The 14652-nt window shown below is 60.5% G+C and carries 13 protein-coding genes and 1 pseudogene; 10 read left to right on the top strand and 4 right to left on the bottom strand.

The window, feature by feature from the left end; genetic code table 11:
• Positions 1-76: 76 nt before the first annotated feature.
• On the top strand, positions 77-1366 hold the full coding sequence (locus BLU85_RS17265) for a M18 family aminopeptidase (RefSeq protein ID WP_092201703.1): 1290 nt from the start codon (positions 77-79) through the stop codon (positions 1364-1366).
• Between the two features lie 213 nt (positions 1367-1579).
• Complete coding sequence (locus tag BLU85_RS17260; RefSeq protein WP_060741113.1) at positions 1580-1762, top strand: hypothetical protein; 183 nt, start codon at positions 1580-1582, stop codon at positions 1760-1762.
• 7 nt (positions 1763-1769) lie between these two features.
• On the opposite strand, the gene BLU85_RS17255 is transcribed toward BLU85_RS17260, so the two are convergent.
• Positions 1770-2498, bottom strand: a complete 729-nt coding sequence (locus tag BLU85_RS17255) for a UTRA domain-containing protein (RefSeq protein WP_092201701.1) — start codon at positions 2496-2498, stop codon at positions 1770-1772.
• Positions 2499-2847: 349 nt separating this feature from the next.
• Between BLU85_RS17255 and BLU85_RS17250 the strand changes: the two genes are divergently transcribed.
• The 6 genes from BLU85_RS17250 to BLU85_RS17225 all read left to right on the top strand — a co-directional run bounded on the left by BLU85_RS17250 (position 2848) and on the right by BLU85_RS17225 (position 8250).
• Positions 2848-3915 (top strand): ABC transporter substrate-binding protein, encoded by a 1068-nt coding sequence (locus BLU85_RS17250; RefSeq protein WP_092201699.1) that lies wholly within the window; start codon positions 2848-2850, stop codon positions 3913-3915.
• Between the two features lie 213 nt (positions 3916-4128).
• Positions 4129-4935 carry an alkaline phosphatase family protein gene (locus BLU85_RS17245; RefSeq protein WP_092201697.1) on the top strand — a complete coding sequence of 269 codons (807 nt, stop codon included), beginning with the start codon at positions 4129-4131 and terminating at the stop codon, positions 4933-4935.
• Positions 4936-4940: 5 nt separating this feature from the next.
• Positions 4941-5777: an ABC transporter permease gene (locus tag BLU85_RS17240; protein ID WP_170847600.1), complete on the top strand. Its 837-nt coding sequence runs from the start codon at positions 4941-4943 to the stop codon at positions 5775-5777.
• Positions 5764-6564, top strand: coding sequence for an ABC transporter permease (locus BLU85_RS17235; protein ID WP_092201692.1), 801 nt, complete (start codon positions 5764-5766; stop codon positions 6562-6564). The genes BLU85_RS17240 and BLU85_RS17235 overlap by 14 nt, the downstream gene beginning before the upstream one ends.
• The gene (locus BLU85_RS17230; RefSeq protein WP_092201690.1) at positions 6561-7550 is read left to right on the top strand and encodes an ABC transporter ATP-binding protein; all 990 of its coding nucleotides are present in this window, start codon (positions 6561-6563) and stop codon (positions 7548-7550) included. Before BLU85_RS17235 ends, BLU85_RS17230 begins: the two co-directional genes overlap by 4 nt.
• 46 nt (positions 7551-7596) lie before the next feature.
• Positions 7597-8250, top strand: coding sequence for an HAD family hydrolase (locus BLU85_RS17225; RefSeq protein ID WP_092201688.1), 654 nt, complete (start codon positions 7597-7599; stop codon positions 8248-8250).
• 112 nt (positions 8251-8362) lie between these two features.
• On the opposite strand, the gene BLU85_RS17220 is transcribed toward BLU85_RS17225, so the two are convergent.
• A complete protein-coding gene (locus BLU85_RS17220; RefSeq protein WP_092201686.1) occupies positions 8363-9325 on the bottom strand; it encodes a zinc-binding dehydrogenase in 963 nt (320 codons plus the stop codon).
• A 139-nt stretch (positions 9326-9464) separates the two neighbouring features.
• Here BLU85_RS17220 and BLU85_RS17215 point away from each other — a divergent pair, with 139 nt between their 5' ends.
• Both BLU85_RS17215 and BLU85_RS17210 read left to right on the top strand, forming a co-directional pair.
• The gene (locus tag BLU85_RS17215; RefSeq protein WP_170847599.1) at positions 9465-11543 is read left to right on the top strand and encodes a carboxy terminal-processing peptidase; all 2079 of its coding nucleotides are present in this window, start codon (positions 9465-9467) and stop codon (positions 11541-11543) included.
• Between the two features lie 118 nt (positions 11544-11661).
• Positions 11662-13449 (top strand): bifunctional diguanylate cyclase/phosphodiesterase, encoded by a 1788-nt coding sequence (locus tag BLU85_RS17210; protein WP_092201682.1) that lies wholly within the window; start codon positions 11662-11664, stop codon positions 13447-13449.
• Between the two features lie 136 nt (positions 13450-13585).
• On the opposite strand, the gene BLU85_RS17205 is transcribed toward BLU85_RS17210, so the two are convergent.
• On the bottom strand, positions 13586-14002 hold the full coding sequence (locus BLU85_RS17205; RefSeq protein ID WP_092201680.1) for a hypothetical protein: 417 nt from the start codon (positions 14000-14002) through the stop codon (positions 13586-13588).
• A 9-nt stretch (positions 14003-14011) separates the two neighbouring features.
• Positions 14012-14652: pseudogene (locus tag BLU85_RS31240) on the bottom strand (type IV secretion protein Rhs); the annotation flags it as partial.

Here is a 14652-nt window from a genome sequence, read left to right as displayed (position 1 = left end):
CCGCGACGGGGGATTGGGCCTGCAACGCAGGCGGTCGATGGGGTAAACTCCCGCCCATCGCTGTCTGGAGTGACTTATGCGCGCAGAGTTGAACCAAGGCCTGATCGACTTCCTCAAGGCCTCCCCTACCCCGTTCCATGCCACCGCCAGCCTGGCCCAGCGCCTGGAGGCGGCCGGCTATCAGCGTCTTGACGAACGCGAGACCTGGGCCACCGAGGCCAACGGTCGCTACTACGTCACGCGCAACGACTCCTCGATCATCGCCTTCAAGCTCGGCCGCAACTCACCGCTGCACGACGGCATTCGCCTGGTCGGCGCCCACACCGACAGCCCTTGCCTGCGGGTCAAGCCACAGCCGGAGCTGCAACGCCACGGGTTCTGGCAGTTGGGCGTGGAAGTCTACGGCGGCGCGCTGCTGGCGCCGTGGTTCGACCGCGACCTGTCCCTGGCCGGGCGCGTGACCTTCCGCCGCGATGGCAAGGTCGAAAGCCAGTTGATCGATTTCAAGGCGCCAATCGCCACGATTCCGAACCTGGCCATCCACCTCAATCGCGAAGCCAACCAGGGCTGGGCCATCAACCCGCAGAACGAACTGCCGCCGATCCTCGCCCAGTTCGCCGGTGACGAGCGCGTCGACTTCCGTGCCGTGCTCACCGATCAACTGGCCCGCGAACACGGCCTGAATGCCGACGTGGTGCTCGATTACGAGTTGAGTTTCTACGACACCCAAAGCGCCGCGGTCATTGGCCTGCACGGCGACTTCATTGCCGGCGCGCGCCTGGACAACCTGCTGTCGTGCTACGCGGGCCTGCAAGCCTTGCTGAACGCCGACACCGAAGAAACGTGCGTACTGGTGTGCAACGATCACGAAGAGGTTGGCTCATGCTCGGCCTGTGGCGCCGACGGCCCGATGCTGGAACAAACCCTGCGTCGCCTGCTGCCTGAAGGTGAAGAATTCGTCCGCACCATTCAGAAATCCCTGCTGGTGTCGGCGGACAACGCCCACGGCGTGCACCCCAACTATGCCGACAAGCACGACGCCAATCACGGCCCCAAGCTCAACGCCGGTCCGGTGATCAAGGTCAACAGTAACCAGCGCTACGCCACCAACAGCGAAACCGCCGGGTTCTTCCGTCACCTGTGCATGGCCGAAGAAGTGCCGGTGCAGAGCTTCGTGGTGCGCAGCGACATGGGTTGCGGTTCGACCATCGGCCCGATCACCGCCAGCCAGTTGGGCGTGCGCACCGTGGACATCGGCCTGCCGACCTTCGCCATGCATTCGATCCGCGAACTGTGCGGCAGCCATGACCTGGCGCATCTGGTGAAGGTGCTGAGCGCGTTCTACGCCTCTCGCGAGTTGCCATAACCGCCCCGAAGGCATGATGAACCCTGTGGGAGCAAGGCTTGCCCGCGATGAAGGTGATGCGATTTTCTCAGAAATCGAGTCGCCTTCATCGCGAGCAAGCTTTGCTCCCACACAGCGTTCGCCTCGGGATTGAGGGGTGTGCTGACACACATCATCACAATCCGGAAAAACCCCGACTAGACTGGCCTTATCCCCCCTGACAAGGCCGTCTCCATGGTTTCCATGTCTTCGTTCAACAGCATGCTGGTCCCCATCATCGCCGGCATGATCCTGCTGGCCATCGGCTTCAACTTCCGTGACAAGAACGTCGGGGTCTTCGCCATGTGGATCGGCATGTTGCTGATCCTCGCCACGGTGTTATTCAGGATCCTGGCCAAGCTCAACGAGTCAGCCTGAGTTCACCTCAAGCGGGCGGTTGCTCGGGCACATCCACCCCGACATGGATCGCGTCGTGTCGCCAGAACTCCAGGTCGCAGTCGATCAGCCGCTGGTGCTGGTCATAGTTGACCCGTGCGATGCGAAGCCCGGGGCTGCCTACCGAAACCCTCAACGCCGCTGCCGCTTCCGGCTGTAAAGAAGTGGGCACGATGTCGAACTTCACCCGGCCGTAGTGCAGGTCGTAATGGCGGGCGTACAACTCGGTGATGGACTGGTTGAGATCGAACTCGAGGATGTCCGGAAAATACTGCGGGTTCAGGTAGTGTTCGACGTACAGCACCAGGCGCTCGTCGATACGGCGCACGCGGCAGATCTGGATCACGCTGGACAGCGCCGGCAGCTGCAACCAGGCACACACGGCCGCCGAAGCCGGTTGCAGGCGCGCCGAGATCACTTGTGTAGAAGGCACACGCCCCTGGGCCGCCACCATGGCGTGGAAATGGCTGCGTTGCATCAGGTTGTAGGCCAGGCGCGGCGGCGAGACGAACCAGCCCCGGCGCTCCTCCCGATAGATCTGCCCCTGGGCTTCGAGCTGCAACAACGCCTCGCGCACGGTAATCCGCGTGGTCCCGAACAATTCACTGAGCTTGCGCTCGGCCGGCAACTTGCTGCCGGGCGCCAGCAACCCGTGGTCGAGCTGCTCTTGCAGGACCTGTCCGATGGCTGTCACCGCTTTGGTTGCATCGATGCGCATCAACGTTACCTATCTGGACTAGACCAGCACTGTTTCGGGGCAGGATCGACGGTTCATCGATCCGCTTCTGGGTCCAGCAAGCCTAGGCACTGCACATGACTGGCAGATGACAGAGCCGCCGAACGGTCGTTATGCCAGCGTGCAAATTAACGGCCAAGTCCTTTCAGATCAGCTGTTTAACCATGGTCTACGCTTAATTCGCAGCCAGCCTCCACGAGCCGGGTATTTCCGGGAGGCCCCGATACCGACATCAAAATGTCACAGGGCTCGCCTACATTGGCTCAGGTATTGCTGACCTAGACCAACACAACCGCAATCGCAGCGTTGAAAACGCCCATAGGAGCTTCGGATGAAACAGCTTTTCCTGGCATCACTGTTAGGCTCGACCATTGCCATGTGCACCGCCGCCATGGCCGCTGACACCGATCTGAAAACGTTGGAAGCCGCTGCGAAAGCGGAAGGCGCCGTCAACAGTGTCGGCATGCCCGATGACTGGGCAAACTGGAAAGGCACCTGGGACGACCTGGCCAAGGTCTACGGCTTGAAACACATCGACACCGACATGAGCTCGGCCCAGGAAATCGCCAAGTTCGCCGCCGAAAAAGACAATGCCAGCGCCGACATCGGCGACGTCGGGGCGGCGTTCGGCCCGATCGCGGTCAAGCAGGGCGTGGTCCAGCCCTACAAGCCAAGCACCTGGGAACAAGTGCCCGCCTGGGCCAAGGACAAGGACGGCAACTGGGCATTGGCCTACACCGGCACCATCGCCTTCATCGTCAACAAGAAGCTGCTGCACGGTTCCGAAGTGCCGACCAAATGGGCTGACCTGAAGACCGGCAAGTACAAAGTCTCCATCGGTGACGTGAGCACCGCGGCCCAGGCCGCCAACGGCGTGCTGGCGGCGGCCCTGGCCAACGGCGGCGACGAGAAGAACCTCCAGCCGGCCCTGTTGATGTTTGCCGAAATCGCCAAGCAAGGGCGCCTGTCCATGGCCAACCCGACCATCGCCACGATGGAAAAAGGTGAAGTCGAAGTCGGTGTGGTCTGGGACTTCAACGGCCTGAGCTACAAGGCCAAGATGGCCAACCCGGATGACTACGTCGTGCTGATTCCGTCCGACGGCTCGGTCATCTCCGGCTACACCACCATCATCAACAAATACGCCAAGCACCCGAACGCCGCCAAGCTGGCCCGCGAGTACATCTTCAGCGACGCCGGCCAGATCAACCTGGCCAAGGGCAACGCCCGTCCGATCCGCGCCGAGCACCTGAAACTGCCGGAAGAGGTCCAGGCCAAGCTGCTGCCGAACGAGCAGTACAAAGGCGTGACCCCGATCAAGGATGCGGATGCGTGGGAGAAGACGTCCAAGGCACTGCCGCAGACGTGGAATGAACAAGTCATCGTCGAGATGAAGTAAAGGCGCTAGCACCCGCCCGGATATCCACTGGCAATCCAATTGTAGAGGCGGGCCCTGTGGGAGCGAGCTTGCTCGCGATAAACGATGACACGGTAGTGCTGTTGAACCGTGTCGCCTTCATCGCGAGCAAGCTCGCTCCCACAGAAGCTCGCTCCCACATTGGACCTGCGGTGAGTCCGAGTTTTCTGGTGTCCATCCGGAGTCCTGGTATCCATGAAGCACAACGTCATCCTGGTGGTGCTCGACGGCCTCAACCATGAGGTCGCCCGGCATGCCATGGGGCATTTGCAGGCTTACGTCGGCGCAGGACGCGCGGCCCTCTACACATTGGAATGTGAGTTGCCCGCCCTGTCCCGCCCACTCTACGAATGCATCCTCACCGGCGTCGTGCCCATCGACAGCGGGATCGTGCACAACAACGTCACGCGCCTGTCGAACCAGCGCAGCATTTTCCACTACGCCACCCAGGCCGGCCTGAGCACAGCGGCTGCGGCGTACCACTGGGTCAGCGAGCTCTACAACGCTTCGCCCTTCGTGGCCGGTCGCGACCGTCATACCGACAACCCCGACCTGCCGATTCAATACGGGCATTTCTACTGGAATGACCACTACCCCGATTCCCATCTGTTCGCCGACGCCGAACACCTGCGCCAGCGCTACTTGCCGAACTTCCTGCTGGTGCACCCGATGAACATCGACGACGCTGGCCACAAGCACGGCCTCGACACCCCGCAATACCGCAACAGTGCCCGCTCGGCCGACATCAACCTGGCGGTCTACCTGCAAGCCTGGCTCGACGCCGGTTACCAGGTGCTGGTGACCTCCGACCACGGCATGAACAACGACCGCTCCCACAACGGCCTGCTGGCCGAAGAACGGGAAGTGCCGTTGTTCGTCCTGGGGGACAGCTTCAGTTTCGATCCCGCTGCCACGCCGAGGCAGACCGAGCTGTGCGGCACCATTTGCCAATTGCTTGGCGTCGACCACGACAAACCCTATTGCCAGGAGTTACTCAAGTGAACGCCATGACGCGCGGCAAATGGCTGGCAGCGTTGTGCCTGGTGCCCTTCGCGATTTTCTTCATCGTGTTCCAGATCGCCCCGCTGCTCTGGGTGCTGGTCAACAGCCTGGAATCGGAAGAGTTCGGCTGGGGCCTGGCCAACTTCAGCAAGATCTTCAGTTCCAAGTTCTACCTGCAAGCCATCCAGCACAGCCTGGAGATCAGCTTCTGGTCCAGTGTGTTCGGCATCGTCATCGCCGTGCTCGGCAGCTACTCATTGCGCCGCGTGGATTCGCGGCTGCGCAACTTCGTCAATGCCTTCGCCAACATGACCAGCAACTTCGCCGGCGTGCCCCTGGCCTTCGCCTTCATCATTTTGCTGGGGTTCAACGGCAGCATCACGATCATGCTCAAGCAAGCGGGGATCATTGAGGATTTCAACCTGTATTCGAAAACCGGGCTGATCATTCTCTACACCTACTTCCAGATTCCCCTGGGCGTGCTGCTGCTCTATCCGGCCTTCGACGCCCTGCGCGAAGACTGGCGCGAATCCGCCGAGTTGCTCGGCGCCAGCGGCTGGCAGTTCTGGCGGCACATCGGCTTGCCGGTGCTGACCCCGGCGCTGCTGGGCACCTTCGTGATCCTGCTGGCCAATGCCCTCGGCGCCTATGCCACGGTCTACGCGTTGACCACCGGTAACTTCAACGTGCTGCCGATCCGCATCGCCGCCATGGTCTCCGGCGATATTTCCCTCGACCCGAACCTGGCCAGTGCCCTGGCCGTGGTGCTGGTGGCGTTGATGACCATCGTGACCATCGTCCACCAGTTGCTGCTCAGGAGGAGCTACCATGTCTCGCGCTGAACCGGGCTCCGCCGGGCTCTATCATCGGGCAGTGGTGTACCTGCTCTTCGCCATCCTGCTGCTGCCCCTGGCCGGCACGCTGGTCTACTCCATTGCCAGCAGTTGGTCGGCCACCGTGCTGCCCAGCGGCTTCACTTTCAAATGGTATGTGCAGTTGTGGAGCGATCCGCGCTTTCTCCATGCCTTCGGTCAATCGTTGCTGGTCTGTGTCGGGGCGCTGGTGCTCTCGGTGGTGTTGATCCTGCCGTTACTGTTCGTGGTCCACTACCACTTCCCCAAACTCGACGCGCTGATGAACATCCTCATCCTGCTGCCGTTCGCGGTGCCGCCCGTGGTGTCGTCGGTGGGGCTGTTGCAACTCTATGGCTCCGGGCCGCTGGCGATGGTCGGTACACCCTGGATCCTGATCGGTTGTTACTTCACTGTCGCCCTGCCGTTCATGTACCGGGCGATCACCAACAACCTGCAAGCCATCAACCTGCGCGACCTGATGGACGCCGCCCAACTGCTTGGCGCCAGCACCTTCCAGGCCGCATTCCTGGTGGTGCTGCCGAACCTGCGCAAGGGGCTGATGGTGGCGCTGCTGCTGTCCTTCTCGTTCCTGTTCGGCGAATTCGTGTTTGCCAACATCCTGGTCGGCACCCGCTATGAAACCCTGCAGGTTTACCTGAACAACATGCGCAACAGCAGCGGCCACTTCACCAGTGCGCTGGTGATCTCCTATTTCTTCTTCGTACTGGTCCTGACCTGGGCGGCCAATATCTTGAACAAGGACAAAAGCCAATGAGCTACGTCAGCGTCCAACACCTGCAAAAAAGCTATGCCGGCACCCCGGTATTCAGCGACATCAACTGCGAGATAGCCAAGGGCGAATTCGTCACCCTGCTCGGCCCTTCCGGTTGCGGCAAATCCACGCTGTTGCGCTGCATTGCCGGCCTGACCGCGGTGGATGCCGGCCAGATCATCCTCGACGGACAGGACATCGTCCCGCTGAGTCCTCAGAAACGCGGCATCGGCATGGTCTTCCAGAGCTACGCCCTGTTCCCGAACATGACCGTGGAGCAAAACGTCGCCTTCGGCCTGCGCATGCAAAAGGTCGACGCCTCGGACAGTCGCCAGCGCGTGCTGGAGATCCTGCGCCTGGTGGAGCTGCACGATTTCGCCGCCCGCTATCCCCATCAACTCTCCGGCGGCCAATGCCAGCGTGTCGCCCTCGCCCGCTCCCTGGTCACGCGGCCGCGCCTGTTGTTGCTGGACGAACCGCTGTCAGCCCTGGATGCGCGGATTCGCAAGCACTTGCGTGAACAGATCCGACAGATCCAGCGTGAGTTGGGCCTGACCACGATCTTCGTCACACACGACCAGGAAGAAGCCCTGACCATGTCTGACCGGATTTTCCTGATGAACCAGGGAAAGATCGTACAAAGCGGCGATGCCGAAACCCTTTACACTGCGCCAGTCGATGTCTTTGCCGCCGGCTTCATCGGCAACTACAACCTGCTGGACGCCGACAGCGCGAGCAAACTGCTGCAGCGGCCGGTGAACAGTCGCATCGCCATCCGCCCGGAGGCCATCGAGCTGAGCCGCAGCGGCCAGGCCGATGCGCTGATCCGCAGCCACAGCCTGCTGGGCAACGTCATCCGCTACCGGGTCGAGGCCCGTGGCGTGGAATTGGTGGTGGATGTGCTCAACCGCTCGGCCGCCGACCTGCACCCCGATGGCGCACGGTTGGCACTTTCCATCGATCCATCGGCGCTGTGTGAGGTAGCCTGATGGCCTTGTTGATTTTGAAGCTGATCTTGAAAAGGGAAACACGCTGATGGCCCTGGCAATTTTTGATCTGGACGAAACCCTGATCCACGGCGACTGCGCCACCCTCTGGAGTGAACAGATGGGTCGCCTGGGCTGGGTCGATCCCGAGTCGTTCATGCGGCGCAACAACGAGCTGATGGACGCCTACAGCCACGGCAAGCTGAGCATGGAAGAGTACATGGACTTCAGCCTGGAACCGATGATCGGCCGCACACCGGAGGAAATCGAGCACCTGGTGGCGCCGTGGGTGGAAGACTTCATCGAACCGATCATCTTCAGCGACGCCACCAGGACCATCGCCGAACACCGCAAGGCCGGCGACCGGATCCTGGTGATTTCGGCCTCCGGCACACATCTGGTCAAGCCGATTGCCGAACGCCTGGGCATCGATGAGATCCTGGCGATCGAGCTTGAAGTGGCCCATGGCGTGTACAGCGGCAAGACCGTGGGCACCCTGACCTACCGCGAAGGCAAGATCGCGCGGCTGCTGGATTGGCTGGATGCCGAGGAGGAGAACCTGGAAGGCGCGAGTTTCTATTCCGACTCGCGCAACGACCTGCCGTTGTTGCTCAAGGTCGATCACCCGCACGTGGTGAACCCGGACCCGGTGTTGAAGGCCCATGCCGAATCGGCCGGGTGGCCAATCCATACCTGGAAATAAGCAGCCCCGTGTGGGAGCGAGCTTGCTCGCGATGGCGGTCGCACACTCAACAACTTTATTGACTGTCACACTGCTATCGCGAGCAAGCTCGCTCCCACAGGTCTGCGCAGAATCAGCTCAGGCTCTCGTCGATCAGCAACACCAACTTGCCCGACACCTGGTTGGTCGCCAGCTCCGCGAACGCCGCCTCGGCGTCCTTGATCGCGAAGGTCCGGGCCAGCTGTGGGCTCAGGCGCTTGTCGGCAAACAGCGGCCACACCTGTTGCCCCAGCTCACTGATCAAGTCGGCCTTGAATTGCTCATCGCGGCTGCGCAGGGTCGAGCCGAGCAGTTGGATACGCTTGCCCAGCACCTGGGCCAGATCGAGCTCGGTCGAGCGCCCGCCCATCAGGCCGATCAACACCCAACGGCCGTCAACTGACAAAAGTTTCACGTTGAGTTTGGCGTAGCTGCCACCCACCGGATCGAGGATCACGTCGAAGGGACCGAGGTCGTTCAAACCCTCCAGGCCATCGGTGCGTACCACGCCGCCCTGGGCGCCCAGGGCCTCGCAATAGGACAGCCGCTCGGTCGAACCGACACTGACCCAGCACGGGTTGCCGAACGCCTTGCACAGCTGGATCGCGGCCGAACCGACGCCGCTGGCCCCGGCGTGCAGCAGCACTTTCTCGCCCGGTTTGAGCGCCGCCAGCTGGAACAGATTCAGCCACGCGGTGCTGTAGACCTCAGGCAGCGCGGCCGCTTCAGCCAAGGACAAGCCCTCGGGCACCGGCAGCACGTGACGGCCATCGACCACCACCTCCTCGGCCATCCCACCGCCGGCCAGCAACGCGCAAACGCGGTCGCCCACCTGCCAGGAAGAGCCAGGCCCGACCTCGCTGATCACCCCGGAACACTCCAGCCCCAACACCTGGCTGGCGCCGGGTGGCGGCGGGTAAAGCCCGGCTTTCTGTAACAAATCGGCCCGATTCAGGCCGGCGGCCGCCACACGGATGCGAACTTGCCCCACATCACACGTCGGGCTCGGCTCATCTGCCCATACCACTTGGCCTTCAACGCCTTGCAATGCTTTCACGGTGCCTCCATAGTGAGTCTCGACTGGGCCCGCTGCTTCAACGCCGGGCTTTCTTGCATTATGCGCCCGGGCCACATGGAACCGGCGACTTCAAAGACGGCCTAATATGCGTTATCAATTGTCCCTGCGTCGAATCAGCATGAAGCACCTGTTCCCCAGCACCGCCCTCGCGCTCGTCATTGGCCTCGGCCTGTTACCGTTGTCGAACGATACGTTCGCGGCCAACAGCTGGGACAAGCTTCAGCCCGATCGCGACGAAGTGATTGCCAGCCTTAATGTCGTCGAATTGCTCAAGCGCCATCACTACAGCAAGCCGCCGCTCGATGACGCGCGCTCGGTCATCATCTATGACAGCTATTTGAAGCTGCTCGATCCATCGCGCAGTTATTTCCTGGCCAGCGACATCGCCGAATTCGACAAGTGGAAAACCCAGTTCGACGATTTCCTCAAGAGCGGCGACCTGAACGCCGGGTTCACCATCTACAAGCGCTACCTGGACCGCGTGAAGGCGCGTCTGGACTACGCCCTTGCCGAGCTGGACAAAGGCGTCGACAAAATCGATTTCAATACCAAGGAAACCTTGCAAGTCGACCGCAAGGACGCTCCTTGGCTCAAAAGCACAGCCGAACTCGATGACCTGTGGCGCAAGCGCGTCAAGGACGAAGTGCTGCGCATGAAGATCGCCGGCAAGGATCCCAAGCAGATCCAGGAAACCCTGACCAAGCGCTACAAGAACCAGTTGGCGCGCCTGGACCAGACCCGCGCCGAGGACATTTTCCAGGCGTACATCAACACCTTTGCCATGTCCTACGACCCGCACACCAACTATCTGTCGCCGGATAACGCGGAAAACTTCGACATCAACATGAGCCTGTCCCTGGAAGGCATCGGTGCCGTGCTGCAGAGCGACAACGACCAGGTGAAGATCGTACGCCTGGTCCCGGCGGGCCCCGCAGACAAAACCAAACAGGTCAGCCCGGCGGACAAGATCATCGGTGTCGCCCAAGGCAACAAGGAAATGGTCGACGTGGTCGGCTGGCGCCTCGACGAAGTGGTCAAGCTGATCCGCGGCCCGAAAGGCTCGGTGGTGCGCCTGGAAGTCATCCCGGCCAGCAACGCGCCGAACGACCAGACCAGCAAAATCGTGGCCATCACCCGTGAAGCGGTGAAGCTGGAAGAACAGGCGGCGAAGAAATCGATCCTCAACCTCAAGCAGGACGGCAAGGACTACAAGCTCGGCGTCATTGAGATCCCGGCTTTCTATCTGGACTTCAAGGCCTTCCGCGCCGGGGATCCGGACTACAAGAGCACCACTCGTGACGTCAAGAAGCTGCTGACCGAACTGCAGAAGGAAAAGGTCGACGGCGTGGTCATCGACTTGCGCAACAACGGCGGCGGCTCCCTGCAGGAAGCCACCGAGCTGACCAGCCTGTTCATCGACAAGGGCCCGACCGTGCTCGTGCGTAACGCCGATGGCCGAGTGGATGTGCTGGAAGACGAAAACCCGGGCGCGTTCTACAAGGGGCCGATGGCCTTGCTGGTCAACCGCTTGTCGGCATCGGCCTCGGAGATTTTCGCCGGCGCCATGCAGGACTATCACCGTGCACTGATCATCGGCGGCCAGACCTTCGGCAAAGGCACCGTGCAGACCATCCAGCCGCTCAACCACGGCGAGCTGAAGCTGACCCTGGCGAAGTTCTACCGGGTATCCGGCCAGAGCACCCAGCACCAGGGCGTACTGCCTGACATCGATTACCCGTCGATCATCGACACCAAGGAAATCGGTGAAAGCGCCCTGCCCGAAGCCATGCCGTGGGACACCATCCGGCCGGCGATCAAACCGGCCGTGGACCCGTTCAAGCCGTTCCTGGCCCAACTCAAGTCCGACCATGACGCGCGCTCGGCCCAGGATGCGGAGTTCGTGTTCATCCGCGACAAGCTGGCCCTGGCGCAGAAGTTGATGATGGAGAAAACCGTCACCCTCAACGAAGCCGACCGTCGCGCGCAGCATGCCGACATCGAGGCCAAGCAACTGGCCATGGAAAACTTGCGTCGCAAGGCCAAGGGCGAAGAACCGCTCAAAGAGCTGAAGAAAGAAGACGAGGACCTGATCACCGAGCCGGAGAAAACCAAGCCGGAAGACGATGCCTACCTGAGCGAGACCGGGCGGATCCTGCTGGATTACCTGAAACTCAATACGGCGATCGCCAAGCACTAAGATGATGGCCATTTAATGGTGATGCTCGTTGGAGTGTCATCAAACTGACATCAGTCTGTCGTGAAATACAGGACTGGGTGCCCCGCACCTGGTCCTTTTTTTATCGCCAGAGATTGCCATGACCACGACAGAACAGCTGAGTGCCTTGAGTTCGATCCTGGCTCAAAGCGGCTTGCACAGTCTGTTCCAACCGATCATCTGCCTTTCCGAAAGGCGCATCGTGGGCTATGAAGCCTTGACCCGCGGCCCTTCCAACAGCCCGCTGCACTCGCCCATCGCGCTGCTCTCCGTGGCGCGCCAGGCCGGACGCCTCAGCGAGCTGGAGCTGGCCTGCCGCCGCAGTGCCTGCCAACGCTTCAACGAGCAAAAACTGCCGGGCAAGCTGTTTCTCAACGTATCGCCCGAGTCCCTGCTGGAATCCGCGCACCAGACGGGACGCACGCTGCAATTGCTGCAAGACTTCGGGATCGCACCCAGCCAGGTGGTGATCGAGCTGACCGAACAGACCCCTATCGATGACTTCCAGCTCCTGCAAACCGCCCTGCATCACTACCGGGCCATGGGTTTCTCGATTGCCCTGGACGACCTCGGCGCCGGTTATTCGAGCCTGCGGCTGTGGTCCGAATTGCGACCCGATTATGTGAAGATCGACCGGCATTTCATCGACGGCATCCATCAGGACGCCCTCAAGCGCGAGTTCGTGGGCTCGATCCTGAAAATCGCCCGGGCCTCCCGCGCCCAGGTGATTGCCGAGGGAATCGAATTGCCGGAAGAACTGGCGGTGCTGATCGAAATGGGCGTCGACCTGGTCCAGGGTTATCTGCTGGCCCGCCCCCAGGAACAACCGTCACGCGATGCCAGGGCGCTGATGCCCAGGCAGGACAGCGGCGTGGCGGCGCTGAGCGATGAGATCAACGACCTCAGTGCGCTGCTCAACGAACAACCGGCGATGGCCCACAACACACCGACCGCCACCGTGCTGGAAGCGTTTCGGCGCCAGGCCAACCTCAACTCCCTGGCCGTGCTGGACAATCAGAACCAGCCCTGCGGCATCGTCCATCGCCATTCACTCTCCGACGCCTTGCTCAAACCCTTCGCCACCGACCTGTTCGCCCGCAAGCCCATCAGCCGGCTGATGAGCGATGACTTTCTCGCGGTGGAGTTGAACCAATCGCTGCAACAAGTCAGCCGCCTGATCACCAGCCGCGCCCGACAACGCATCGAAGAAGACTTCATCATCACCCTAAACGGCGGCTACCTGGGCCTGGGCCGGGTGATCGACGTGCTCAAGCTCATCACCGAGCTGAAAATCCAACAGGCCCGCTACGCCAACCCACTGACCCTGCTGCCGGGCAACGTCCCGATCCAGCAATGCCTCACGCGCCTACTGCAACAACGGCAGGAATCGGTGATCTGCTACGTGGATATCGACAGCTTCAAGCCCTTCAACGACATCTACGGCTACGGCCGCGGCGACGAAGTCCTGCTGTGCCTGGCCCAATGCCTGAACGAACGCATCGACCCCAGCCGCGACTTCGTCGGCCACATCGGCGGTGACGATTTCCTGCTGGTCCTCGGCCCGGAAGACTGGCGTAAACGCCTGGACCAATTGCTGAGCGACTTCCAGACCCATTGCCGGCGCTTCTACCGGCCTGAGCATCTGGAAGCGGGGTGCTTTACGGCGTTGAATCGACAGGGCATTCGACAGGAGTTCGCGTTGTTGTCGCTATCGATTGGGGTGGTGCATCTGCGCGCCGAGGCCTGCGAGAAACTGGATGCCAGCCAACTGGCGGAACTGGCTTCCCAGGCCAAGCACCATGCCAAGGAGATTTTGGGGGGGAGTGTGTATCTAGTAGATGGTTTGGCTGAGCGGGAGGCTGTGGTGGCGTTGGGGTTGTCGGTGTAGGCGGATTCCCCATTGGCGCCCTCGCCCGAACGCCTGGCGCTACCCCTGTGGCGAGGGGATTTATCCCCTCGCCACAAAAGCAGCTTAGCGGTATGTGGATTGAGCTGAGAGAAGGCCAGAAATTTTGTGTTCGGACCTACCAAGTAGATGGATCTTCGAGGGATGCTTTATCCAAGTCCTCTTTCCATTCTTCGCTTGCCAGCTTGTATATATCCTCAAAAAATTGGCGAGGATCATCAATTTCAGTCTCGTCCCAAGCCATAGAGCGTGGATCATCATAGTCACTCTCGAACTCTTTCGAAAAGTCAAAACCAGGAGAAGAAAGAGCCGACTTCAGAACTTCGAGCAATAGAAATCTGTGCCTATAGGTTAAGTCATCGAACCGCCGTAAAATAAACTCCTTTATTATTTTCTCCCTATCATCCTTTTCGTTTGGATTGAACACCCAAAGCTGCTCACCGAGCGTCTCTTCAAGATCATATATTGAAATCCCCCCTAGCCAATACGACAGCACAGGCACAAAGGGAAGATCATAATTTACCCACATCAACATTACACACCTCTAATCAGGGAAAGCAGTATAAGGCCTACCCTTAACGGCCTGATCGAACCTAACTTCCGAGTAATCCAAGCTATCCATATACACAGGATTATCCTTATCTTTTTTATTAACCTTATACCCTCTCCCTCCCCCAGGCATCTCTTTTCTTACTACTGGATCACCGTCCTTGGTAAATCCTGTATAAGCTGGCGGCACCCGACTCATCCTAGCAATCGCATCATTAATTGCATGCATCTGCAGCCTCCAACTTATAAATTGCGAGCTATGGTTTATCGGTCCTTTCTTTCCTTTTTTCGTTGGATGACTTCCATCAATTGACCGTTGCCTAATCGCCTTGTCAGATATTTCTGGATTGTGCTTGGCGACAGTGTGCATTTTATATTTCTCCTCATACGCCTCTACGCGCCGCTTAGCATTCGCCTCCCCCAACTCATCAATCCGCGCCCGTCGCTGCTCCGCCGTCATCGGCAACCGCGGCTCACCCTCATCTACCTGGATCTTACCCGCCGGATCCTGCCCCCCAACCGCCGGCCGACACCCACCCTTCCCCGGACAATCCACCAACCCCAACGGATCCACCCACCCCGTCGGGTTCACCGTGTAGCGATACCCATTGAGCCCACCCGCCAGCTTGCTCGGAT

This window comes from Pseudomonas sp. NFACC14 (genome assembly GCF_900106885.1).
Lineage (GTDB): Bacteria > Pseudomonadota > Gammaproteobacteria > Pseudomonadales > Pseudomonadaceae > Aquipseudomonas > Aquipseudomonas fluorescens_AA.
Note: the sequence above shows the minus strand (reverse complement) of the source record. Positions and strands in the feature narration are given on the sequence as shown.